Raw genomic sequence first — 23,989 nt, forward strand, 5'->3', positions numbered from 1 at the left:
ATACTATATATTTTTTAATCTTCAACTTTATAAAATGGCAAAAATCTATTCCAATCGAAATCTTCTCTTATGCCTTCTTTATGTAACCAATCTACAAAGGTACTTTCAATAAGGTTAATATGTTCCGTTATAAGTTGTACAAGTTTGTTCTTATCTTCAGCTTGTAAAGCCTCTACTATCTCCTCTTGGTGAGAGTGTCCTTTCATTAACTCAGGAACTAAATGATAGATATACATGAGATATCTTTCTACACGTACAAAACACTCTTCATACATTTTACTTAGTTCCTCATTATGAGCAAAATCACAAAACAATTGATAAAATAAGCGATAATGTCTGCAATAAACTTCTGGTCCTTCATTTTCTGCCATCTTCTCTACAATATATTTTAATTTATGCAAGACCTCTTCGTCTCTGGTATGCTGCATCAATCCGATACAGCCTGTTTCAAAAACCCTGCGTACTTGAAATACCTCTTGCATTTCCTTAAAACTCATATAGGTTACAATAGCACCTTTATTACGTACACATTTCACTAATCCCTTTGTCTCTACTTGAATAAGTGCCTCTCTCGTAGGAATCAAACTTACATCAAATTGTTTAGCAATTTCGTCCTGTTTAAGCTGTATCCCCCCCTTGTACTCACCATGCAATATAGCATCCTTTAAAGCTTCCGCAATAAGATCTGGCATATTTTTGAAATTTTGTATCTTACCTAACGCATATAATTTGCTACTCATAGGAACATTATACCAAATTTTCTAACTAAAATATAATATTTTTTCATATTTTTTATAAATAAATTTCTTTAATGTAATTATTCTGTACCTCTATGCAGGTTATACAAATAGCTACATAAATATTTTGTATCTACCACTATCAACCTATACAACTTATAATATTACATTTACTAATCGTTAGATAACCTTTGTTATACATCTGATATTTGCTATAATAAGAATAGAAAAGGAGGTCCATATGCCTAAAATTATACATGACTTAAATAAACGGATCGAACAAAGTGCTATCGAACTCTTTAACGCTTATGATTATAATCAAGTAGATATGAAAATGATCGCAAAGAAATGTCATATCGCTGTTGGTACACTTTATAACTACTATCCTAATAAAAAGCAACTTTTTATTCATGTTTTAGAGTGTAGTTGGAGTGAAACATCCCATACTTTAGACCGTATCTATGCTATGGATTTAACACCTGAAGAAAAGCTTTCCCAAAGCATCGAAGTGCTTTATGATGATATTGCCCACCGTAAAGGAATGGGAAAACTCATTTATAAAGTTTTAGCACGACAAATGGTGGAAGAAGCTGAAATGATTGACCTATTCCATACGATCTTCTTCCAACTAGAACGTCTATTTGAAAGCTTTGAAAAGAAAAGTTTTTCTTGCAGTACAGAAACACTAGATATTAGACTAGCTAAATCTCTCATTACTCAAATTCAAAATGCAATCGCTTCATATCCTCATGAGCGTGAAGATAACCTACACTTTATTCAAGATTTCTTTTATAACTCCATGCACGTTGATACAACTTTAAAAAAAGTCTATTTAAAAGACCATGCTATGTAGCATGGTCTTTTCTCATTAGAATAAATGTTTGGTTAGGTGTGAGGGCATGTAGGCAAGCTTATTGTCTTCCAACTTCTAGTCCTCGACTTTTAAGACAGGCTAAGCTCATTTCATCAAACTAACGGTCAAAACTCAGAAAAGAAGTGCACTTTTCTTTAAACATTTCCCTAAAACCAGTTTGATTCTACTCACTAAGCCTCTCTAAAAAGTCTGCGGAGAAAGTTTCCATACAATAACTCACCTTACAGCCCATCACATTATAGACCCTTCCGGTAGAGGACTAGCAAAACTACATGACCCATTTTCTAAACATCCTTCATGTAAAAGTGCCTAATCATTTCCGAGTTTAGATCAAAAGTACTATTAATTCTACAAAGCGTATCTTACTTAACTCAGGAACAAACTACGAAGAAGTCTTATCAAATACTTGGAAGTTTTCTTTCCAAAGAAGAGATGTTTGCTCTTCTTTCCTCTCCACGGCGTGTCACTGGAAGTGAAAACTTAACTTTCTCAGTAGAAAAGGGCGGTGATGTGTGGGTGACCTCCATGGAGCTTTTTTCGAGAATGGACTTAGAATGTGTTAACGAATAGGAAGGAATGGGTTTGTGCGAGTGTTTGAGCGATAGCGAGTTTTCGCACATTCTGACTGAGTATGAGTTTACACATTCTTAGTCCATTTGAGCAAAAGCGAAAGGGAGAGCACACACGTAGTGCCGACCGGTCTATCTCAACTACTAAGTTTTCACTCCATAAAATATTTATTTTAAATTCGGAATCTGCCAATCAATAGGTGCCCTACCTTGGCTTTCTAAAATTTCGTTTACCTTTTTGAAGTGACCACATCCAAAGAAGCCACGATATGCTGAAAGTGGACTTGGATGTACAGCTGTTAATACAACATGCTTAGGATTTGTAATTAAGCTTTGCTTTTTCTTAGCTGGTGTACCCCATAATAAAAAGATTACTGTTTCGTCTTTTTCATTGAGTAGCTGTATAATACGGTCTGTAAGCTGTTCCCAACCTTGATTTTGATGAGATTGTGGTGTACCTGCTCTTACTGTTAAAACAGTATTTAAAAGTAAAACACCTTGCTGTGCCCAGTGCATTAAATACCCATTATCTGGTATAAAGCATCCTAAAGACTCTTGTAGTTCTTTGTAGATGTTTTGAAGAGATGGTGGTGTCTGAATACCTGGGTTAACTGAAAACGCCATTCCATGGGCTTGATTTGGCCCATGATAAGGGTCTTGTCCTAAGATAACCACTTTTGTGTCTGTAAATGAAGTCACACGTAGTGCATTAAATAAATCTTCTTTAGGTGGATAAACAGTATAATTATTATATTCTTGTATTAAAAATTGTCTTAATGCTTGATAATAAGGTTTTTCAAATTCTTCCTTTAGTTTTGCATCCCAATCGTTATTTAAGTTTACCATGATGTTTTCTCCTTAACTTTTTACTTTAAAGCCTTCTCCCATTACTTCGTGTAAATTTTGAACTGTAACAAAGGCATTTTCATCAACCTCACTCACATATTCTTTGAGCATGACAAATTGTCTTCGATCTACTACTGTAGTAATGACAGTCTTGCGGTTATTACTATAAGCACCTTCTGCATCGTACTTGGTGGCTCCTCTTTCTAGCTTATCTAGAATATAAGCTGTTATAGGCTGAATAAGCTTTTCTTCACTTGGGATAATCACTACATATTTTTCTACACTGAAACCAGAAATAAAGTAATCAATGAGCGTTGTTGTAATGAGCACCCCTAGTGCAGCATAGAGTCCCTTTTCAATACCAAATTGGCTAATAGCAAGAAGTACTACCACCATATCCGCAATGAGTAAGCTTGTTGCTATATTGATATGTGTATACTTTGAAATAATTTTAGCAATAATATCTGTTCCTCCAGATGAGGCTTCTTGGTTAAAAATAATTGCCTGTCCAAAAGCAATAAATAATGCACCAAAAATAAGGATCACAAGATGATCTTGACTCAGCATAGCTACTTCTGGCACCACATATTCAAATATTCTCATAGTAAGCGCTATAGACAAACTTGAAGTAATACTCTTTACGCCAAACCCTGCTCCTAGCACAACAAACCCAATAATAAACATTAAAATATCTAAACAGAACACTAAAACACTAATAGGCACTTGAGTCAAGATGGATTGAAGTACAATCGCCAAACCACTTATACCACCTGCTGCAAACTGTGCTGGTGCCCAAAAAAAGTAAATTCCCACTGCAACTGCAATAGACCCTAAAATAATTTTCATATAGGATTTAACTTGATGGTTCATCTTAATCACCTCATTTATCTTTTGTTTTAATAAGTATTTCTTTACCCTTCCTCGTCAATTGCTTAATGGCATATTCTCTTTTTAATGCTTCTCTTTTATCTTCATACTCTTCTTGATAAACCAGTGTTACAGGTAACCTTGCACGTGTATATTTTGCACCTTTTCCTTCATTATGTGCTTTTAATCGTTTTTCTATGTTATTGGTATAGCCTGTATAGTAAGTTTCATCACAACATTTTACAATATATACAAAATGCACGTTTGTCCCCTCTCATATTTTTAAATTTGACACATAGAATAAAGAAGTAATTGTTACTAAAGGAGGTCATTCCATGACTCAAACTGGTACTATTAAACATGTTTTCCCTGCAAGTAATACTCCTCATGGTTTTCACTCATTCTTTAACTATATTTTACCACAAACAGAAGCTAAGCAACTATATATTATTAAAGGCGGACCTGGTACTGGTAAATCTTCTTTTATGAAACGTGTTGGTAATTATGCAACCGAACAAGGCTTGGATGTAGAATTCTTCCATTGTTCTTCTGACCCAGGGTCTTTAGATGCCCTTGTTATCCCAAGTCTCAAAATTGCTTTTCTAGATGGTACAGCACCTCATGTTGTAGATCCTATTACTCCAGGTGTAACCGATCAAATTTTAAACTTCGGTAACAACTGGGATCCTGACAAATTAATTCCTTATAAAGAAGATATTATGTCTATCAATTCACGTATTAAAGATCAATTTGCTAAAGCTTATATGTATCTTGCTGCAGCTAAAAACCTTTATGATGCTTATGTGTTTACAGAAAGTAAAGCTATTAATACTTCTCAAAAATTTAAGTTAGAAAAGCAAATCCTGTTTCAACTTTTTGCTAATGTTAAAGATAAAGAAGAGCCTGGTTCCATACGCCACCTATTTAGCACAGCTATCACTGGCGAAGGTATTTTAGATTACATCCATACTATTGTAGGTACAACCAAAAACATTTATTTCTTTAAAGAAACCTTAGGTTGTAATAGTAAAGAATTGATGATAAAGATTGCAGACACTGCTGTTGCAAAAGGTTATCATATAGAATGTTATCATTCTCCTGTAGATACAGATAAAATCGAAGATATTATGATTCCAGAACTGGATCTTGCCATTACAACAAGTCATCTCTTACACAAACCTCGCATTTTCCCAACTTCTATTTTCGATTTTACTGCTCTACTTGACTACTCTATCTTAAAACCTATAGAAATTGATCTTGAGCGTGACAAACGTCGCTTTACAGATTTATTAGATAAAGGATGTAACACTATTGCAACTGCCAAGAAGATTCATGATGAGCTTGAAAAATACTATGTTGGCTCTATTGATTTTAACCGTATAGATACCTTATTTGATACAATGATAGAAACCTTATTTCCACCACAAGAATAAGTAAGAATAATTAATATACCCCTAAATAGGTATTAATTAAAACAAAAAAGCTATTAGACTAAATACCTGAGTATGAGTCTAATAGCTTTTTTACGTTCTAGGAATTACTTGCTTCTTTCACTTGTGCTTTTAAGTAGTCTACTAAAGCTAAAAGTGGTTTTTTCTCTGCTGCAAATTCAATAACACCATCTTCACGTATTAAATCAAAGCTTGGATCATAAGGAACAAATTCAGTACTACCTTCTTCTCCCCCTAAATAACCAATCCTTATAATAAGTTCTGCTGCTCTAGGATTAGTTTCTTCAAACTTGGCATTTTTTAAGTTCTTAGCAATTTGTAATGCCTCTACTTGTTTAAGAATTTCTTCTTTAACGGATGGCTCTATTAATTGTCCATTTAATGTAGGTACTTGCTCTGCTTCTTTAAGTTGTAAACGGTAAACATCCTCTAAGTATTGTACTTCTATATAGCTCACTTGTTTTCTATCAAAACTATATAGTTGCTTATCAATCCATTCAAAAGGTGTAATCGCTTGAAGTGCACTTTCTACACTACCTTGAATTTCAAATACTTCGTCCGAACCATTCATTTTGAAATAGATATTACTTCCAATCTTATTTCCAAAATCAAATATATATTGATCATTTAATATAATCTGAGATTCTGGCACTTGAAGGCCATAATTTTCTAAATTAAGATTTTCATCTTCTACTAATTTCTCTTTTCTTAATGTTTCTAAAACCTGTAGGTAAGTTTCAATTTGCTCAACTTGTTCAGCTTGTACCCTATGAGCCTTACTAAAAGGCGCTTCCATGATCCATGAATCTTGCTTAGTAAGTAATACTTGAGTTTCACCTTTTTGTTTAAGCTCTACTTTCGTAATTTCTTCCACTGAAGGTACTATTACATGAGGTTCTATCATCTCACTTGTGGGTACCATAACACTTGCTAAGTCTATATCTAATACTAATGCTAACTCATCTTTTTCTTCATACCATACAAATGTTGCATTTTCTTCTAACACGCGGTGTCCTAACCAGTAGGTTGCACTTGTACCCGCTTCATCTAAAACACGTACTTTTTTTGAATTTTCATCAATTCCATAAGTAGTTATATCTTTTACGTTCTTAGCCATTTTATAGGAGTCTAAATGACTAATTTGATAGGCAATATTATTTATTAGACCTTGGTTATAAGAAACTGTAGGATGTTTCTCATTTTCCCAATTGTTATCCTTTTTTATAAATGTTTGAGATGTTTCCCCTTCAATCTTAATCTCCTTAATTGCTTCTACTGTTAAGTCACATAATTTTTGTTGCACTAAATCTAACGCTTCTACTTGGCTTAATTGATACCATTTATAAAACCCAAAGCCTGCTCCTAGAATAAGAATTGCTGTGACTACACCTATAATCGTCTTCTTCTTCATATTTTTGTCTCCTTTTATCTGATGGTTACCATCTGTTTATCTGAAGTCCATAATATATTGTTTATCTCAAATGATTACTATAACTTTATATATGATATATAAAATTTCTCATTTTGGCAATTATAATTTGTAATTATAGAATTATTTTCATCATATATTATTGTTACCGGTTATAATCTATAATACAATAAAAATAGAGAATTAAATTTGTTCATAGGGGAGGTATTTATGTATTCTGCTTTATATTCCAGCCATCCACTCGACTTACTTTCTTACCCTCTTACGTATACATACTTTTCAGTTATTGACCACTATATCCGTTTTATTAAAGATCCTACTTCTGTCCCGCACAAATCTTTTGTTCGTACATTACAATCTTTTTTATTTCTTTACGAAGACAATCCTAAAAACATTCAAAAACTTAATAACTTTGCATTTGCTGAACAAGTACCTTACGAATGCATTGCTCCATCACAACTTTATAGACTTGAAACCTCTCTATACCCCGAAGGTGCTCAATATTACTCTACCTGTAAATATAAGTTGACATTTCCTATGCTTTATACTACTTATTCTAAACAATTTATTAAACTAAAAAAAGCACATGCAACCCAAGAGGTATTCCATTTAAATCGTTCTTTCTTACACCTACAAAAAAGGCTTGTTTACTCAAATTTTCATGACGAAACGCTATTGCCTACACTATTTAAAGTAACCAATGCAGAAAGTTTTATTAAAGAAGTGTCTCAGCTTGTTGAATACTTAACCGGTAAATCACAAACAAATTAATAAAAATTTAAAGAGTGAAATTTATAGATAGTCTCTGTCTATAAATCTCACTCTTTTTTCAATCTTTTATCTGCATGCTTTTTTAAGTTTCTGTAAATAAGGGCGTATATTAACATCTTTATCAAAACATCCTTCTAAAGTTTTCGTGCCAATCATCTCACTTACTTCTTTTTTGACACGATCATCCATCTCTTCTAAAGACATTTGAATCAATGCTAAGGCTACATATAGCTCTACGCTCTCCTTTTCATCAAGCATTCCCATATACTGATCAAGGATCTGTGTGGTGGCATCTTCAATGCTATCTCCTTCCTCCATATACATATCCCATTCAGCTTCAACATCTTCTGCAAAACTAAAATTCATGAGTTCACTAATATCTGGCATCTCAATCCCTCCTCCTATCTTAATGTATATCTATTATCTCTCTACATTAAATATACCTTTTATAGTTGCAATTCTTCTGAAAGTATAATAAAATGTAGATGTAATATTTATTATCATTTAGGAGTGATTTTATGCTATTAGCAGCAGGACAATTAAGAGAGCATCGTCTTAAAGTAACACCACAACGATTAGCTATCTTTCATATGTTGTCAAATACAAAGTCTCATCCAAGCGCTGAGATGATCTATAATAGCTTACGAGAAACCCATCCTACTATGAGCCTTGCTACGGTATATAAGACTTTAGATGCACTAGTAAAAGCTTCATTGATTCAACAAATCAATGTAGGGGAGGATGCTTTTAGATATGATGCAAATACAGATTCACACCCACACATCATTTGCACGCACTGTCATCAAGTATATGATTTAGAAACTGATGAACTACCAGATCTTAAAGCACTTGTAGCTGAAAAAACACATTTTAGGCTGTCACATGAACAACTTTATTTTTATGGTACATGTCCAGATTGTCAATCTGAAATACATTAAGATGTGAAAAAGAGGGCTTAAGTAAGATGAAAATTTTACTTAAGCCCTCTTTTATTTTACTAAATATGTTTACTTACAAAAATTTCTATACGTGATAAAGCTTCTTTAATTGCCTCTATAGAATAGGCATAAGATGCACGTACAAATCCTTCTCCACTTTCACCAAAAGCCGTTCCTGGTACAACAACAACACGTTGATCCATAAGTAACTTCTCGCAGAATGCTTCACTAGTCATGCCTGTTGCTGAAATATTAGGAAATACATAAAATGCACCTTCTGGCTCAAAGCAAGAAAGTCCCATACTTCTAAACCCTTCAACCATAACTCTTCTACGTCTATCATAGGCTTCTCGCATCAGACGTACATCTTCGTCCCCATTACGCATGGCTTCAATACCTGCATATTGGCTTGTGGTAGGTGCACACATAAGGGCATATTGATGCACTTTAGTCATCATACTAATAATAGGTTCTGGCCCTAATGCATAGCCTAAGCGCCACCCTGTCATAGAAAAACTCTTTGAAAATCCATTAAGTACAATGGTACGTTCATACATTCCAGGAATATTAGCAATAGAAACATGGTTTTTACCATATGTAAGCTCTGCATAGATTTCATCAGATAAAACAATAATGTTCTTATCCTTTAAAACTTCTGCAATTTTCACTAAATCTTCTCTGTCCATAATAGCGCCAGTCGGATTATTAGGGAAAGGCAACACTAAAATTTTAGTCTTAGGTGTAATCGCTTTTTCTAGTTCCTCTGCTGTCAATTTAAAATTATCTTCTTCTCTTGTTGGAATAGGTACTGCTACCCCTCCTGCAAGTACAACACATGGTTTGTAAGATACAAAGGAAGGCTCAGGAACAAGTACTTCTTCTCCTGGCTCTAATAAGGTACGCATAGCTAAATCGATTCCTTCACTTCCTCCAACGGTTACAAGACATTGCTTGGTTGGTGAATAAATGAGGTCAAATCTTCTTTGTGTATAGCGACAAATCTCCTGTCTAAGCTCTAAAAGTCCTGCATTAGCTGAATAAACTGTTTTGCCTTTTTCAAGAGAATAAATACCTTCTTCTCTAATATGCCATGGTGTATCAAAATCTGGTTCCCCAACCCCTAGAGAAATAGCATCTCCTATTTCATTAGCAACATCAAAAAACTTTCTTATTCCTGAAGGTGGCATGTCGCTAACCTTCTTAGCAATCATCTCTTCTATTCTCATGGCGAAACAATCATCCTCTCATCCTTTTTCATTTCTTCAAAAATAACTCCATGGTCTTTATATTTTTTGAGTACAAAATGAGTGCCTGTACTAAGTACTGCCTCAAGAGGTGCTAATTTTTGACCTACAAAAAGTGCAACTTCTTTCATTGTTCTACCTTCGATGATAACTGTTAAATCAAAGCCACCTGACATAAGATAAACCGCTTTAACTTCACTAAATCGATAAATACGTTCTGCTATTTTATCAAAACCTTCTCCACGCTGAGGTGTTACCTTTACTTCAATTAAAGCTGTTACCATTTCTTTATGATCTACTTTTTCCCAATTAATAAGGGTTTTATATCCACAAATAACTTTTTCATCCTCTAAGGCCTTTATGGTGCTCGCGACTTCCTCTTCAGTTAGACCTAACATAAGGGCCATGTCGGCCACACTGTATCTACTATTTTCCTCTAAAAGTTCAAGAATTTTTGTTCTCATTTCTTTTTCCTCCTTGTATATAGGGATTAAGAGGATGACCTCTTTTCTCACTGAACAACTTAATTACTAGTACAAATTTGAATTTATTAATAAATTTAAATTCATTTATTTTAATATTTTATTATTATACCATATATTTATATAATATCTATCTGTAATCTTTATTTAATGTATCTTTATTCATAAAATAGTCCATTGTAGGTGTACAATAATCTAGTCTCGTCTTATACTTATTAGTAATATGCCGAAATATCTTAACTTCTCAGGCCTTTTTATCGCTTTGAAATTAAGAAATAAACCTAATACACTCATTTCAAAAGAACCAAGGAGAAATAAATATGCCTATTCAAGATAAACAAAATGACTATTTAAATTTACTAAATGATTTAAAGATAGATTGTACAAACTGTAGCGGCCTATGCTGTGTGGCATTATATTGCTCCAAAGTAGATGGATTTCCTGAAAATAAGGAGGCTAGTATCCCTTGTCAGCATCTTCAATCCAATTTTCAATGTGATATGCATCAAGACCTATCTCGAAAAAATATGAAAGGTTGCATGACCTATGAATGTTTTGGTGCTGGCCAAAAAGTTACTCAGATGTATGGCTTAGATCATACTTGGCAAACCCATCCGCAACAACGCCAACATATTTTTGAAACTTTTTTAGTCGTATTCCAATTACATCAAATGCTCTGGTACCTTATTCAAGCTTCCACGCTTGATGCCTGTGCAAAATTCAAGCAAGAAATTGCTAGGCTTATAGAAGAAGCAACTACTTTAACAACCAAAAAGCCTTATACCCTTTTGAGTTATGATATAGATCACTACCGTAATCAAGTAAATAAAATACTTAAATGTATCATTGAACAGATATCTAAATCTTCAAATAATCAAAATAATATGTACCTTGGCAAAAACTTTAAAGGTAAAAATCTAGATCATCAAGATTTTAGTATGTCTTTACTTATTGCCGCAAATTTAGAAAACTGTAGCCTTCGTGGCACAAACTTCTTGAGTGCGGATTTAAGAGATGCCAATTTTAAAAATACTGATCTAAGAGAAAGTCTCTTTTTAACTCAGATGCAAATTAACTCTGCAAAAGGAAATCACAATACTCTACTTCCATCTTACCTTACACAACCATGTACTTGGCTTTAGATCATGTTTTCCTAAACACACTTTTAACTGAACATTTTTCCTACTGCTATGTAATAACCATCTTAGAATGTATTACCCCTTAAAAATTAAATCCTATATCTTCTAGATTTAAAGGTTCTATAAAATGAGTTTAGTATGACTCATTCATAGAACCTTTATTTTTATTGCTACTGACCACTATTTATATAGCAACAACATTTATTTACTTTTAGGACGTGATAATAAGGCTGCTAAATAACCAAAGGTAATAGCGGCTGTAATACCTGCAGCAGTTGCTTTTAACCCACCTGTTAAAATACCCATATAGCCTTCTTTTGCCACTTCATCCATAGCACCTTTTGCTAATGCATAACCAAATCCGATAATAGGAACGGTTGCACCTGCACCTGCAAATTCAACAATTGGCTCATACACACCTATAGCTGTTAAAATAGCACCTGCTACTAAGAATACAACCATAATACGTGCTGTCATAAGCTTTGTTCTATCCATTAATACTTGTCCTATTGCACACAATAAGCCTCCCACTACAAAGGCTTTAATTAGATTTAATAATATTTCCATTTTACCTCCTCCTTTACTCTGCACAAATACTTACAGCATGTGCAATGCCTGTAATATTTTCACCTTGTTGTGTGGAACATAAGCTCATTAATGCTCCCGTTGGAACAAGTAAAACCTTCTTAAGTTTTTTATCCTTTAGCGCTTTATAAAAATGCCCTGCAAACACTGAAGCACTACATCCGCATCCACTACCACCTGAGTGGGTATCTTGTGCCTCATTATCAAAAATAAGAAGCCCACAATCTTGGTGCACTTTAGAGATATCTGTTCCTAATTTAGCTGTTAAATCTAAAAGTATATCTGTACCACATTGGCCTAAGTCACCTGTAATAATGGCATCGTAATCTTCTGGTTTTTGATTAGTTTCTTTTAGATGAGCTAAGATCGTATCTGCTGCAGCTGGTGCCATAACTGCTCCCATATTAAAGACATCTTTGGTTTCAAAATCGACTACTTTACCTGTAGTAATACTATGAATCTTAGGTCCTGCACCTGATTCACCTAAAAGTACATAACCACTTCCTGTTACAGTCCATTGTTGCGTAAGCGGCCTTTGCCCACCATACTCCATTGGATAGCGGAATTGTTTTTCGGCTGTACAGTTATGGCTACTTGCACCTGTAATAACATGCTTTGCATAACCTGAACCAATTAATATAGCACCTAAACTCATAGATTCGCCCATTGTTGAGCATGCACCATATAAGCCAAAGAAAGGAATATTAAAATCCTTAATAGCCATCTGTGTACTATTGATTTGATTTTCTAAGTCACCACATAAAATATAATCCACATCTTCTGGCTTTTTACCAGATTTATTGAGTAACCCTTGTACAGTACGTTTAATCATCATACCTTCAGCTTTTTCCCATGTTTTTTCACCAAGAAGCTCATCTTCTAATACCTCATGGAAACAGCCTCCCATAGGACCTTGTCCTTCTTTTGGTCCTACTGTACTATATGTTTCTAGAATAACTGGTTGTTTTTCAAATATAATTGTTTGTCTACCTACGTGTCCCATAAGTTGCCTCCTACAAGAAGTAATAAAGTATACCTACTACAACGCTCGAAATAGTCCCGAATACAATAACAGGCCCTGCTACAGAAAAGAGTTTTGCACCCATCCCAAAGATGTAGCCTTCTGCTTTAAATTCCATAGCAGCACTTACCATAGAATTGGCAAAACCAGTAATTGGGATAATACTTCCTGCACCTGCATAGTTACCAATTTTGTCATATACGTTAAGCGCTGTAAGTACCGCACTTGCTAAAATAAGAAAAATAGTACAAAGCATACTTGATTCATCTTTCGAAAATCCAATATAGATAAATCCATCGGTTAAAAGTTGCCCGATTGTGCATATGGTTCCACCTACCCAAAAAGCTTTAAAAGAGTTTTGAACAACTTTGTTTTTAGGTGAATGTTCATCGACTATATTTTTATAGTCTTTCTTAAGAGTGTTTACGTCTGCCATTTAATCATCTCCTTATTTTTAAAGAAATCCTGGATATAAGTAATAAAATAGTGTCCCAACCATTTTCCCTATAGAAAAAGCCACTACAAGGATATACATACCTCTTTTTAGTTTCAGTCTACTTTTTGTAATAGGCATAACATCTAGGACTTCTGCTAATGCCATAGCTAAACAGCCAATAAAAATACCATCAGCCAAGCCAAAACCAGCTATAAGTACTTTGGGAAGTCCTATACAAATAAAATCATCCCACAAATAAAAAATGTTTCCTACTACAATTCCTAATGCTGAAGCATTGGCTATAGCAAAATAATGGGTTTTCACTTGTAACTTCATTGCCAATCTTGGAATAACTCCAATGGCAGTAATAAAAGCGAGAATACCTGTTGCAATAATAATGCCACTAGCAAATCCCCATAGGATACTTACACCCAACATAAGTATTTTCATTCCTCATATTGCCCCCTCTTCTCAGCTGTTAGTGTATCAATAATGGTATCTTCCACTTCTTTTTCATATGCATTAATTTCAACTTGTATAGGTGTAGGGTCCTCAGTAATTTTCTTCGTACCAAAGTGATTATAAAATCCGATAACACCTATTGGCATACCTATTGCATAAGGAATAGTAATCCAGGCAGGACTTTCATTGACTTCACCTGTTAAGACCTTATATAAAGTGGTAAAAGTCTTTGCCATGGAAACGTCTGTGTTATAGGCCATGATGGCTACCGTTGCACCTGCAAAGACAATAACGCAAATACCAGCAAGTTTAACCCATTCCCAAACAGGATGTGGCTCAGCCTTTACTGGATTAAATTCGATCATACAGTCTATTTCACCCACATTTTGTATGGAGACATCAGGATATTCTTTTTGAATCGCTTCGATAATCTTCAATGCACTTACAGCAAAATGTGTTACCTTAGTTACTTGAGGTTTGATCAAACAAATATTTTCAATACCATTTTGTAAATTCTTTGGTGCACTTATTCTTGCAATATCTTTAATTAAGATTTGCTTTTTACCTTCCATTTTATTACTTTTATAAGGTTTTATATACACTTCTTGCATGTTCTCACCTCTTTTCATCACACATGGAAAATTTATTGATACATACCCTTATTATGGTTAAGAGATGAAAAATTATTCTTTTCAAACAAATAAAAAAAAGAGGCCTAAGCCTCTTTACATTTTTGCGATATCTGTTCTATATTGCATGCCATCGAATTTGATTTTCTCTACTTCTTTATATGCTGCTAAACGTGCTTCTTCTAATGTTTCACCTATGCGTGTAACTGCAAGCACGCGTCCACCATTTGTTTTGATGATATCGTCTTCTAACTTTGTTCCTGCGTGGTAAAGATATGTATCCACTTCTAATGTATCTAGCCCATAAATCGGCACACCTTTTTCACTTGTTTCTGGATAGCCACGGCTAGCTAGTACAACCGTTACACTTGGTTTTGTACTCCATTTTAAATTAAGCTCTGCAAGTGTACCATTCATACATGCTTCAAATACTTCTACTAAGTCTGTTTCCAAACGAGAAAGAATGCTTTGTGTTTCTGGATCACCAAAACGCACGTTGAATTCTAATACTTTTGCTTTACCCTCTTCAATCATAAGACCAATAAATAAAATCCCATGATAGTCAAGTCCTTCTGTTTTAAATCCTTCTATAATTGGATTTAAGATTTCCGTTTCAATTTGTGCTTTTACTTGTGGTGTAATAATTGGGTTTGGTGAGAAACCGCCCATTCCTCCTGTATTGAGGCCACCATCGTTATCTAAAGCACGTTTATAATCTCTTGCTGTTTCAAGTGGAACAATGGTCTTGCCATCCACTAAGCAAAGAAGTGACGCTTCAATCCCTGTTAAAAACTCTTCAATAACAATTTTTTCTCCTGCCTCTTGGAACTTACCACTAAAGATTTCATGAATCGCATCTTTAGCGTCCCCGTAAGTTTCACAAATAAGTACACCTTTTCCTGCTGCAAGCCCATCTGCTTTAATAACAACAGGTAAACTAAAGCTCTGTACAGCCTCACATGCTGCCATTTCTTCTTCTTTTGTAAAAGTTAAATACTTGGCTGTTGGGACATTGTACTTGGTTAAGAAAATCTTAGTAAAGTCTTTACTACCTTCAAATGTAGCACAGGCTTCGTTTGGTCCAAACATTTTTAAACCTTCTTTTTGGAAGGCATCTACTACACCTAAGACAAGTGGCTCTTCTGGACCTACAACTGTTAAGTCAATGGCATTGTCTTTTGCGAAGCTTACAAGCTTATTGATTTCGTTTACACCGATTTCTACATTTGTATATTTAACAGCTGTTCCACCATTACCTGGTGCTACATAAAGTTTTGCTTCTGGTCTAAAGCGTTTGATTGTATCGCAAATAGCAGATTCACGTCCACCATTTCCTATAACAAGAATATTCATGTTATGCCTCCTCAAGCTTTTTGATTGCTTCTACAAGTATTTTATGTTCTACCTCATGAAGTACACGTTGTTGAAGTAACTGCGGCGTATCTGTTTCATATACAGGTACAGTCTTTTGTAAAATGGCTTTACCAGTATCTACACCTTCATCTACAAAATGAACGGTTGCACCACTTTCACTTTCACCAGCTGCAAGTACTGCTTCATGTACTCGAATGCCATAGTAGCCTTTGCCACCAAACTTAGGTAAAAGAGAGGGGTGAATATTGATAATTCTTCCTCTATAAGCCTTTATAAGATTGGCATCAACAATCTTTAAGTAACCTGCAAGTACAACTAAGTCTACCTGATCTTCTTGTAATCTTGCTAAGAGTTTTTCGTCATATCCTTCTTCTTTTGGATTAATAAAATAGGCTGGAATATGATGTGTTTTTGCACGCTCTAACCCAAAAGCATCCTCTTTATTAGAAATCACACTTACAATTTGACTTGTAAGTGTGTGGTTTTCTACGGCATCTATTATGCTTTGAAGGTTAGAACCTGAACCTGAAACCAATACAGCGATTCTTAGTTCTCGCATAAAATAACTCCTTCATTGCCTTCTACAATTTCACCAATAACGTAAGCTTCTTCACCTGCTTCTTTAAGAGCCGCTACTACTTGTTCTTTTTCTTCCTGACTTACAACCATCATCATCCCAATACCCATGTTGAATGTGTTGTAAAGTTCATTTACTTCTAAGCCACTTAATTCACGAAGCACACTATATACTTTAGGCTCAACGATTGTATTAATGTTAAGTTTAGCACTTACACCTTCTGGTAACATACGTGGTACGTTTTCAATAAATCCACCACCTGTAATATGAGCAATTCCTTTAATATCTCCAGCTTCTTTTGCTGCCATCGCTGCTTTTACATAAAGTTTAGTTGGTTTAAGGAAAGCTTCACCATAAGTTTCACCTAATGTTTCACAATAAGCATCAAGATCTAACCCATAAGTATCAATGATTTTACGCACAAGTGAGTAACCATTGCTATGCACCCCTGATGATGGAAGACCAATAATTGCATCTCCTGCCTTAATTCTTGTACCATCAATCATTTTTGCACGATCTACAATCCCTACTGCAAATCCAGCTACATCGTATTCACCATCTTTGTAGAAACCAGGCATTTCTGCTGTTTCTCCACCTACAAGTGCACACATACTTTCTTTACAGCCTGTAGCGATACCTTTAACGATATCTGCAATTTGCTCTGGAGTGATAAGACCTGTTGCAATATAGTCTAAGAAGAATAAAGGAATGGCACCTACACAAAGGATATCATTAACGCACATAGCTACACAGTCAATCCCAATGGTGTCATGTCTATTCATATCAAAAGCAAGTTTAAGTTTTGTACCTACACCGTCTGTACCTGATACAAGAACTGGTTCTTCCATGCCCATGTATTTACCAATTGAATAAGAACCACCAAAACTACCAATGTCTGTTAATACCCCATCTGTAAAAGTAGACTTAACATGTTCCTTCATTTGTTTAACAGCTTCGTAACCACGGTGTACATCAACACCTGCATCTTTATATGTAATTTTAGTTGACATCTTATTTCCTCCTATTTTTCTTCACTAATCTCATGTAATGGAACTTCCATTGGGTAGTTTCCGTTAAAACAAGCACGGCAGAAATCACTACTTCCACCACAAGCCTCTTTAAGTCCATCTAATGAAAGGTAAGTTAATGAATCTGCACCAATGTAATCGCGAATTTCTTCAACAGACATCATTGCGCCTACTAGCTTTTCACGATCTGGTGTATCTATACCAAAGTAGCAACCGTATTTAACTGGAGGTGATGTAATACATACATGTACTTCACTTGCTCCTGCCTTACGTACTTGTTCTACAATACGCTTACATGTTGTACCACGAACAATTGAGTCATCTGTCATCACAACGCGCTTGCCTTCAATGTTATGTTTAAGTGGATTAAGTTTAATTCTTACTGCATTTTCACGCATCGCTTGCGTTGGTTGGATAAATGTTCTACCGATGTAGCGGTTTTTTGTAAGTCCTTCACGGTAAGGAAGACCTGATGCTTTTGAGTAACCAATAGCTGATGGAATACCTGAATCTGGAACAGCAATAACAACGTCTGCTTCTATACCCGCTTCACGGAACAAGATTTCTCCTGCTTTTTCTCTAAATTGGTAAACACTATTCCCATCAATAATGCTATCTGGACGTGCTAAGTAGATGAGCTCAAATACACAAAGTTTCTTTTGGCACCAGCCTGATGGTTTAATACTTGTTAAGCCATCTTGATTGATTATAACGATTTCACCTGGCATCACGTCTCTAACGAATTCTGCATCCACTACATCTAGTGCACAGCTTTCAGAAGCCAGCACATAACCATCTTTAAGCTTACCAATGCAAAGTGGACGAAGTCCATGTGGATCACGAATCCCTATCATTTGGTCTTGAGTAGTAATAACAATAGCATAAGCCCCTTTTATAAGTTGCATGGTATTGCGAATAGCTGCTTCAATACCTCTATTATAATGTCTTGCAATAAGATTTAAGATAGCTTCTGAGTCTGTTGTACTTTGGAAGATAACCCCTTCATCTTCTAACATTTCCCTTACACCATCACTATTGGTTAAATTACCATTATGAGCAAGTGCAATAGAACCATGTTTGTATTTGGCTACAAGTGGCTGACAGTTACTAATGTCTTTATCACCTGTTGTAGAATAACGTACATGCCCAATTGCAATATTTCCAACAAGGTTTTGAAGATTTCTTTCTTCAAATACATCACTTACAAGGCCCATGCCTTTTGCACTTTCTAATCTACCTTCATTGTTTACTGTAATCCCAGCACTTTCTTGCCCCCTGTGTTGGAGGGCAAAAAGACCATAGTATACATAGTTTGCTGCTTCTTGTTCATTATTTAAATAGACGCCCATTACGCCACATTCTTCATGTAATGTATCCCCGTCAAAGTAGTTCATAACTCACCTCTTTATATAACTTCTTATTCTGTCACACGTTTAAGCATTTCTTGATAAACTTCTTCTACACCACCAAGGTCACGTCTGAAGCGATCTTTATCAAGTTTTTTGTTTGTTTCTTTATCCCAGAATCTACATGTATCTGGTGAAATTTCGTCAGCTAAGATGATACGTCCATCTACACGACCAAGCTCAATTTTAAAGTCAATTAACTTTACACCAATTTTATCAAAATGTGCACGAAGGAGTTCGTTGATTTTGAATGTCATAGCTGTCATTGTTTCAAGTTCTTCTTTTGTTGCAATTCCTAATGCTAAGATGTGGTGGTCATTGATCATTGGATCACCAAGTGCATCATCTTTAAGACAGAATTCGATTGTTGGGTTTTTAAGTTCTGTACCTTCTTCAACACCAAAACGTTTTGAGAATGAGCCAGCTGCTGTGTTACGAATGATCACTTCAAGTGGTACGATTTCTACAGCTTTAACAACTGTTTCACGATCATTAAGTTCTTCTACTAAATGTGTTTCAATTCCGTTTTCTGCAAGCATTCGGCACATAATGTTGCTCATGCGGTTGTTTACAACACCTTTGCCTAAAATTGTACCTTTTTTCTCACCATTGAATGCTGTTGCATCATCTTTGTAAGATACGATGTAATGTTTTGGATCTGCTGTTGTATAAACTCTCTTTGCTTTACCTTCATATAATAAATTTAATTTTTCCATTTTTAATGACCCCCTACATATATTGATTACGAATTTTTTCATCTTTTTGTCTTACTGCTTCTGCCATATCCTCTTTGTAAGCTTTTAATTTTTCTTTAATGACTGGATCACTTACGCCTAAAATTTGAAGTGCAAGTAACCCTGCATTTAAAGCACCATCAATGCCTACTGTTGCAACAGGAATACCTGGTGGCATTTGAACCATTGAAAGTAATGAATCAAGGCCATCTAGTGTACTTGATTTAATAGGTAATGCAACAACTGGTAACGTTGTGTAAGCAGCAAGCACACCACCTAAGTGTGCCGCTTTACCTGCTGCTGCTACAATAACACCAATCCCATTTGCTTCAGCATTTCTAGCAAATTCTTCAGCTTCCGCTGGTGTACGATGAGCAGAAATAATACGTACTTCTACTGGTACTCCAAAACTTTTAACAACTTCAACGCCCTTTTCTACAACTGGAAGATCTGAATCACTTCCCATAACGAATGCTATTTTCATACAAAGCCTCTCTTCTATTTAAAGTACTCTACGCCTGATTTGAATAATTGCTGATCTTTATTTCCTGGAATATTAATGTGTACACATTCACCTACACGTTCGCTATGTCCCATCTTACCGATGATACGACCATCTTTTGATACAATACCTTCAATGTTATATAAGCTACCATTTACATTAACTGAACCAGCTTTTGATGGGAAACCACTTGCATCTACGTATTGGCTAAAGATTTGACCATTTTTAACAAGTTCATCAAGTACTACTTGTGGTGCTACAAAACGTCCTTCTCCGTGTGAAAGTGGAATTTCATATTGCTCGCCTACATTCACATGACTAAGCCATGGAGACTGTACACTTGTAATCTTTGTTTTTGCCATAAGTGAAATATGTTTACCGATTGTGTTATAAGTTAATGTTGGTTTGTTTTCATCCATTTCACAGATTTCTCCGTATGGAAGTAATCCGAGTTTTACAAGAACTTGGAATCCATTACAAATACCAAGTGCAAGACCATCTTGTTCATAAAGATGCTTCATAACAGCTTCTTGTAAGCGTTCATTTCTAAAGGCTGCTGCAATGAATTTTGCACTACCATCTGGCTCATCTCCTGCAGAGAATCCACCTGGGAATGCTAAAATTTGTGCCTTATCAATAGCATTTACCATACGATTTAATGAATCTTCAATAGCTTCTGGTGTTCTATTTAAGAAGAGTACTTGTTCAACCTCAGCCCCTGCTGCCATGAAAGCTCGTTTGGTGTCATCTTCACAGTTTGTTCCTGGGAATACTGGAATAACAACTTTAGGTACTGCAATCTTATTTTTAGCTGTATAAATTCTTGGTGCTTCGCCATAAGTTGCATCTTTTCCATCTACTTCATTTTCTACTTCTGTTTTGAAAACATCTGCAAGTGGTGCTTCTAAGGTTGCTTTAACTTCATTAAGTGCTACTGTCACATCATCTATTGTTAAATTTGATTCTTTTATTGTTTCACCTATTACTACAAAGTTTTCAGGTAATGTTGCTGCTACTTCAGGTGTTACTTCTATTACTAAATCCCCATAAGCTGCTTCAAAAGCACCTACTTGTAAGCTTTCTAAACTTACTTTAGCACCTAAATCATTACCAATTGCCATTTGGCTAAGTGCTGCTACAAGACCACCTTTGCCAATGGCATAGCTACTTGCAATCTGTTTTGCTGTAGCAAGGCTATGAACACTGTCATATACCTCTTTCATCACATCAAAGTTTGGCACTTTATCTTCCCCTACTGGTATATGGATATAAACCACTTTGTTGCCAGCTGCTTTAAAGCTACCGCTTACACAGTTTCTTGCATCCCCAATATTACATGTGAATGAGATGAGTGTTGGTGGTACGTTTAAGTTTTCAAATGTACCTGACATACTGTCTTTTCCACCAATTGCGGCTACACCCAGTGCACGTTGTGCTACAAGTGTTCCAAGAAGGGCTGCTACTGGTTTACCCCATTTTGTTTTATCTTCTCCTAATCTTTCAAAGTATTCTTGGAAAGAAAGGTATGTATCTTTATAATTGGCACCAAGTGCTACAAGTTTTGCTATACTTTCAACGACTGCATATAAGCTTCCATGGAATGGAGATTGTTCTGCAAGATATGGATCAAATCCATGTGTCATATAAGTTGCTGCTGTTGTTTCCCCAGAAATTACAGGAATCTTAGCAACCATCCCTACTTCTTTTGTAAGTTGATTTTTACCACCATAAGGCATAAGTACGCTTCTTGCTCCAATTGTAGAGTCGAATTGTAAGCCTAAACCTTTTTGACTTGCTACATTAAGGTCAGAAAGGGTATTCATTACATTTTCTTTTGTAAGACTTCTTTTATCTTCACACCAGTTTGGTGCTGTAACATGTGCTTCTCTTTGCTGTGTAACACCTGCGCTATCTAAGAATACACGGTTAATATTAACGATTTCTTTACCTCTCCATTTCATAATGAGGCGTTTTTCTTCGGTTACTGTTCCTACTTGAACAGCATTTAAGTTTTCTGCTTCACAAAGGGCAATTACTTTTTCTACGTCACAAGCTTCTATTGCAATCGCCATACGTTCTTGTGATTCTGAAATAGCAAGTTCTGTTCCATCAAGCCCCATGTATTTAACAGGCACTTGATCAAGATCTATAATAAGACCTTCTGCAATCTCACCAATAGCTACACATACACCACCTGCACCAAAGTCATTACAACGTTTGATTGTTTTTGAGAACTCTGGATTTCTAAAGATTCTTTGAAGTTTACGTTCTTCAACTGGATTACCTTTTTGAACTTCACTTCCACATTGCATGAGAGAATCTTCTGTATGTTCTTTAGATGAACCTGTTGCACCACCACAACCATCACGGCCTGTTGCACCACCTAAAAGAATAATTACATCACCTGCTACTGGCTCTTCACGTCTTACTGCATCTGACTTCACTGCACCTACTACTGCACCAACTTCAAGACGCTTTGCCACATATCCTGGATGGTAGTACTCTTTAACTTCACCTGTTGCAAGCCCAATTTGGTTACCATATGAGCTATAACCATTTGTTGCTGTTTGAGAAATTTTTCTTTGAGGAAGTTTACCTGGAATGGTTTCATCCATAGGTGCTGTAACATCACCAGCGCCTGTTACACGCATTGCTTGATAAACATAACTACGTCCTGAAAGCGGATCACGAATGGCACCACCAAGACAAGTTGCAGCGCCTCCAAAAGGTTCAATTTCTGTTGGATGGTTATGTGTTTCATTTTTGAAAAGAACTAAGTAATCTTCCATGTTACCATCTACTTCAATAGCCTTTTCTAGAGTACATGCATTAATTTCATCTGACTCTACCATCTCTTTAAGGCCACCTTCTGCTTTAAGGTCCTTAACGATAATTGTTGCCATATCCATTAAACTTACTTTTTTAGATTTTTGAGTATAAAGCTTATCTCTCATATTTTGATAAAGAGTATAGGCTTCTTGAACGGGTTTGCTAAGTGCGCCCTCTTCAATTGTAATATCTGTAAGCTCTGTCATAAATGTTGTATGTCTACAGTGATCTGACCAATATGTATCAACTACTTTTAATTCTGTAAAACTTGGATTGCGTTTTTCTGATTGGAAATAAGATTGGAAATAAGCAAGATCTTCTAAGCTCATTGCAAGACCATTTGCTTTTCTAAAAGTTTCAAGTTCTTCTTTGGTGTAGTTATTAAATCCTTCAAGAACTTTAACATCTTCTGGAATAGGATAAGTTGCATCTAATAAGTGTGTAGCATCTAACGCAACTTCTTCACTTTCGATTGGATTAATGAGATGATTTTTAATACGCTCTTTATCTTTTTCTTCTAATTGTCCTTCAATCATATAAACCTTTGAAGCTTTAACAACTGGTATTGCATGTGAATCAATTGTTTTGATACATTGTACACATGAATCAGCTCTTTGATCATATTGACCTCTTAAAAAGCTTGTCATAAAGATAAAACCTTGAGCTTGTGGTAGTACTTCTTCGTATACCCTATCACATTGAGGCTCGCTAAAAACAGTTTTAAGTGCTTTTTTATAAACTTCTTGACTCATACCGCTTGCATCATAACGATTTAAAACACGAACATTTTCTATATTTTTAAGACCTAAGAAGTTTACAAGTTCTCCTTGAACACGTTTAGCTTCTACATCAAAACCAGGTCGTTTTTCTACGTAAACAATAAAGTTTTCCATAAGGTTCCCCCTCATTTAAAGTCTGTATTTTTTATTATAGTCTATATTTGTTAAGTTAAGGTTATCATACAGCCATAGACTTCGTCAATAACTTTTTCGAACAATTTTTATTTTTATTTTTTTATAGTTCGATATTTTTGCTTTTTATATTCTAATCCACAAAAAT

At 35.3% G+C, this 23,989-nt stretch carries 25 protein-coding genes; 5 read left to right on the forward strand and 20 right to left on the reverse strand.

Annotated features, from left to right (window positions below; genetic code table 11):
• Positions 1-14: 14 nt before the first annotated feature.
• Positions 15-740, reverse strand: a complete 726-nt coding sequence (locus BN2390_RS16855; RefSeq protein ID WP_053985472.1) for a GntR family transcriptional regulator — start codon at positions 738-740, stop codon at positions 15-17.
• 238 nt (positions 741-978) lie between these two features.
• On the opposite strand from BN2390_RS16855, the gene BN2390_RS16860 reads away from it, so the two are divergent.
• The gene (locus BN2390_RS16860; protein ID WP_053985473.1) at positions 979-1,590 is read left to right on the forward strand and encodes a TetR/AcrR family transcriptional regulator; all 612 of its coding nucleotides are present in this window, start codon (positions 979-981) and stop codon (positions 1,588-1,590) included.
• Positions 1,591-2,348: 758 nt separating this feature from the next.
• Here BN2390_RS16860 and BN2390_RS16865 read toward each other — a convergent pair.
• From BN2390_RS16865 to BN2390_RS16875, 3 genes are read right to left on the reverse strand one after another with little or no spacing between them, the layout of a single operon-like run.
• Entirely contained in the window at positions 2,349-3,026 is a 678-nt protein-coding gene (locus tag BN2390_RS16865; protein WP_053985474.1) for a uracil-DNA glycosylase, read from the reverse strand.
• A 12-nt stretch (positions 3,027-3,038) separates the two neighbouring features.
• Positions 3,039-3,896: a YitT family protein gene (locus BN2390_RS16870; protein WP_053985475.1), complete on the reverse strand. Its 858-nt coding sequence runs from the start codon at positions 3,894-3,896 to the stop codon at positions 3,039-3,041.
• A 10-nt stretch (positions 3,897-3,906) separates the two neighbouring features.
• A complete protein-coding gene (locus BN2390_RS16875; protein WP_053985476.1) occupies positions 3,907-4,155 on the reverse strand; it encodes a GIY-YIG nuclease family protein in 249 nt (82 codons plus the stop codon).
• A 73-nt stretch (positions 4,156-4,228) separates the two neighbouring features.
• Between BN2390_RS16875 and BN2390_RS16880 the strand changes: the two genes are divergently transcribed.
• Positions 4,229-5,326 carry a hypothetical protein gene (locus tag BN2390_RS16880; protein ID WP_053985477.1) on the forward strand — a complete coding sequence of 366 codons (1,098 nt, stop codon included), beginning with the start codon at positions 4,229-4,231 and terminating at the stop codon, positions 5,324-5,326.
• A 97-nt stretch (positions 5,327-5,423) separates the two neighbouring features.
• On the opposite strand, the gene BN2390_RS16885 is transcribed toward BN2390_RS16880, so the two are convergent.
• On the reverse strand, positions 5,424-6,755 hold the full coding sequence (locus BN2390_RS16885; RefSeq protein WP_053985478.1) for a DUF4340 domain-containing protein: 1,332 nt from the start codon (positions 6,753-6,755) through the stop codon (positions 5,424-5,426).
• Between the two features lie 228 nt (positions 6,756-6,983).
• On the opposite strand from BN2390_RS16885, the gene BN2390_RS16890 reads away from it, so the two are divergent.
• Positions 6,984-7,544, forward strand: a complete 561-nt coding sequence (locus BN2390_RS16890) for a hypothetical protein (protein ID WP_053985479.1) — start codon at positions 6,984-6,986, stop codon at positions 7,542-7,544.
• A gap of 66 nt (positions 7,545-7,610) precedes the next feature.
• Here the strand turns inward: BN2390_RS16890 and BN2390_RS16895 are convergent, their stop codons facing one another.
• Complete coding sequence (locus BN2390_RS16895; RefSeq protein ID WP_053985480.1) at positions 7,611-7,931, reverse strand: hypothetical protein; 321 nt, start codon at positions 7,929-7,931, stop codon at positions 7,611-7,613.
• Between the two features lie 131 nt (positions 7,932-8,062).
• Here BN2390_RS16895 and BN2390_RS16900 point away from each other — a divergent pair, with 131 nt between their 5' ends.
• On the forward strand, positions 8,063-8,482 hold the full coding sequence (locus BN2390_RS16900; RefSeq protein WP_053985481.1) for a transcriptional regulator PerR: 420 nt from the start codon (positions 8,063-8,065) through the stop codon (positions 8,480-8,482).
• Positions 8,483-8,541: 59 nt separating this feature from the next.
• Here the strand turns inward: BN2390_RS16900 and BN2390_RS16905 are convergent, their stop codons facing one another.
• Positions 8,542-9,708 (reverse strand): pyridoxal phosphate-dependent aminotransferase, encoded by a 1,167-nt coding sequence (locus BN2390_RS16905; RefSeq protein WP_053985482.1) that lies wholly within the window; start codon positions 9,706-9,708, stop codon positions 8,542-8,544.
• Positions 9,705-10,190, reverse strand: coding sequence for an Lrp/AsnC family transcriptional regulator (locus BN2390_RS16910; protein WP_053985483.1), 486 nt, complete (start codon positions 10,188-10,190; stop codon positions 9,705-9,707). The genes BN2390_RS16905 and BN2390_RS16910 overlap by 4 nt, the downstream gene beginning before the upstream one ends.
• Positions 10,191-10,528: 338 nt before the next feature.
• Here BN2390_RS16910 and BN2390_RS16915 point away from each other — a divergent pair, with 338 nt between their 5' ends.
• Positions 10,529-11,350 (forward strand): pentapeptide repeat-containing protein, encoded by an 822-nt coding sequence (locus BN2390_RS16915; RefSeq protein ID WP_053985484.1) that lies wholly within the window; start codon positions 10,529-10,531, stop codon positions 11,348-11,350.
• 198 nt (positions 11,351-11,548) lie between these two features.
• Here the strand turns inward: BN2390_RS16915 and spoVAE are convergent, their stop codons facing one another.
• The 12 genes from spoVAE to BN2390_RS16975 form a co-directional block, all read right to left on the reverse strand.
• A complete protein-coding gene (gene spoVAE / locus BN2390_RS16920) occupies positions 11,549-11,914 on the reverse strand; it encodes a stage V sporulation protein AE (RefSeq protein WP_053985485.1) in 366 nt (121 codons plus the stop codon).
• A gap of 13 nt (positions 11,915-11,927) precedes the next feature.
• Positions 11,928-12,935 (reverse strand): stage V sporulation protein AD, encoded by a 1,008-nt coding sequence (gene spoVAD / locus BN2390_RS16925; protein WP_053985486.1) that lies wholly within the window; start codon positions 12,933-12,935, stop codon positions 11,928-11,930.
• Between the two features lie 10 nt (positions 12,936-12,945).
• A complete protein-coding gene (spoVAC, locus tag BN2390_RS16930; protein WP_053985487.1) occupies positions 12,946-13,389 on the reverse strand; it encodes a stage V sporulation protein AC in 444 nt (147 codons plus the stop codon).
• A gap of 18 nt (positions 13,390-13,407) precedes the next feature.
• A complete protein-coding gene (locus tag BN2390_RS16935) occupies positions 13,408-13,839 on the reverse strand; it encodes a stage V sporulation protein AB (RefSeq protein WP_053985488.1) in 432 nt (143 codons plus the stop codon).
• Positions 13,836-14,462 carry a stage V sporulation protein AA gene (locus tag BN2390_RS16940; RefSeq protein WP_053985489.1) on the reverse strand — a complete coding sequence of 209 codons (627 nt, stop codon included), beginning with the start codon at positions 14,460-14,462 and terminating at the stop codon, positions 13,836-13,838. The genes BN2390_RS16935 and BN2390_RS16940 overlap by 4 nt, the downstream gene beginning before the upstream one ends.
• Before the next feature lie 114 nt (positions 14,463-14,576).
• Entirely contained in the window at positions 14,577-15,833 is a 1,257-nt protein-coding gene (gene purD / locus BN2390_RS16945) for a phosphoribosylamine--glycine ligase (RefSeq protein WP_053985490.1), read from the reverse strand.
• Between the two features lies 1 nt (position 15,834).
• A complete protein-coding gene (purN, locus tag BN2390_RS16950; protein WP_053985491.1) occupies positions 15,835-16,413 on the reverse strand; it encodes a phosphoribosylglycinamide formyltransferase in 579 nt (192 codons plus the stop codon).
• Positions 16,401-17,429, reverse strand: coding sequence for a phosphoribosylformylglycinamidine cyclo-ligase (purM, locus tag BN2390_RS16955; protein WP_334291896.1), 1,029 nt, complete (start codon positions 17,427-17,429; stop codon positions 16,401-16,403). Before purM ends, purN begins: the two co-directional genes overlap by 13 nt.
• A gap of 23 nt (positions 17,430-17,452) precedes the next feature.
• Positions 17,453-18,853, reverse strand: coding sequence for an amidophosphoribosyltransferase (gene purF, locus BN2390_RS16960; protein ID WP_053985493.1), 1,401 nt, complete (start codon positions 18,851-18,853; stop codon positions 17,453-17,455).
• 23 nt (positions 18,854-18,876) lie between these two features.
• Positions 18,877-19,581, reverse strand: a complete 705-nt coding sequence (gene purC / locus BN2390_RS16965; RefSeq protein WP_053985494.1) for a phosphoribosylaminoimidazolesuccinocarboxamide synthase — start codon at positions 19,579-19,581, stop codon at positions 18,877-18,879.
• A 13-nt stretch (positions 19,582-19,594) separates the two neighbouring features.
• Complete coding sequence (gene purE, locus BN2390_RS16970) at positions 19,595-20,083, reverse strand: 5-(carboxyamino)imidazole ribonucleotide mutase (RefSeq protein ID WP_053985495.1); 489 nt, start codon at positions 20,081-20,083, stop codon at positions 19,595-19,597.
• A gap of 14 nt (positions 20,084-20,097) precedes the next feature.
• The gene (locus BN2390_RS16975) at positions 20,098-23,823 is read right to left on the reverse strand and encodes a phosphoribosylformylglycinamidine synthase (protein ID WP_053985496.1); all 3,726 of its coding nucleotides are present in this window, start codon (positions 23,821-23,823) and stop codon (positions 20,098-20,100) included.
• Positions 23,824-23,989: the final 166 nt, after the last annotated feature.

It is taken from the genome of Niameybacter massiliensis, from assembly GCF_001282685.1.
Taxonomy (GTDB): domain Bacteria; phylum Bacillota; class Clostridia; order Lachnospirales; family Cellulosilyticaceae; genus Holtiella; species Holtiella tumoricola.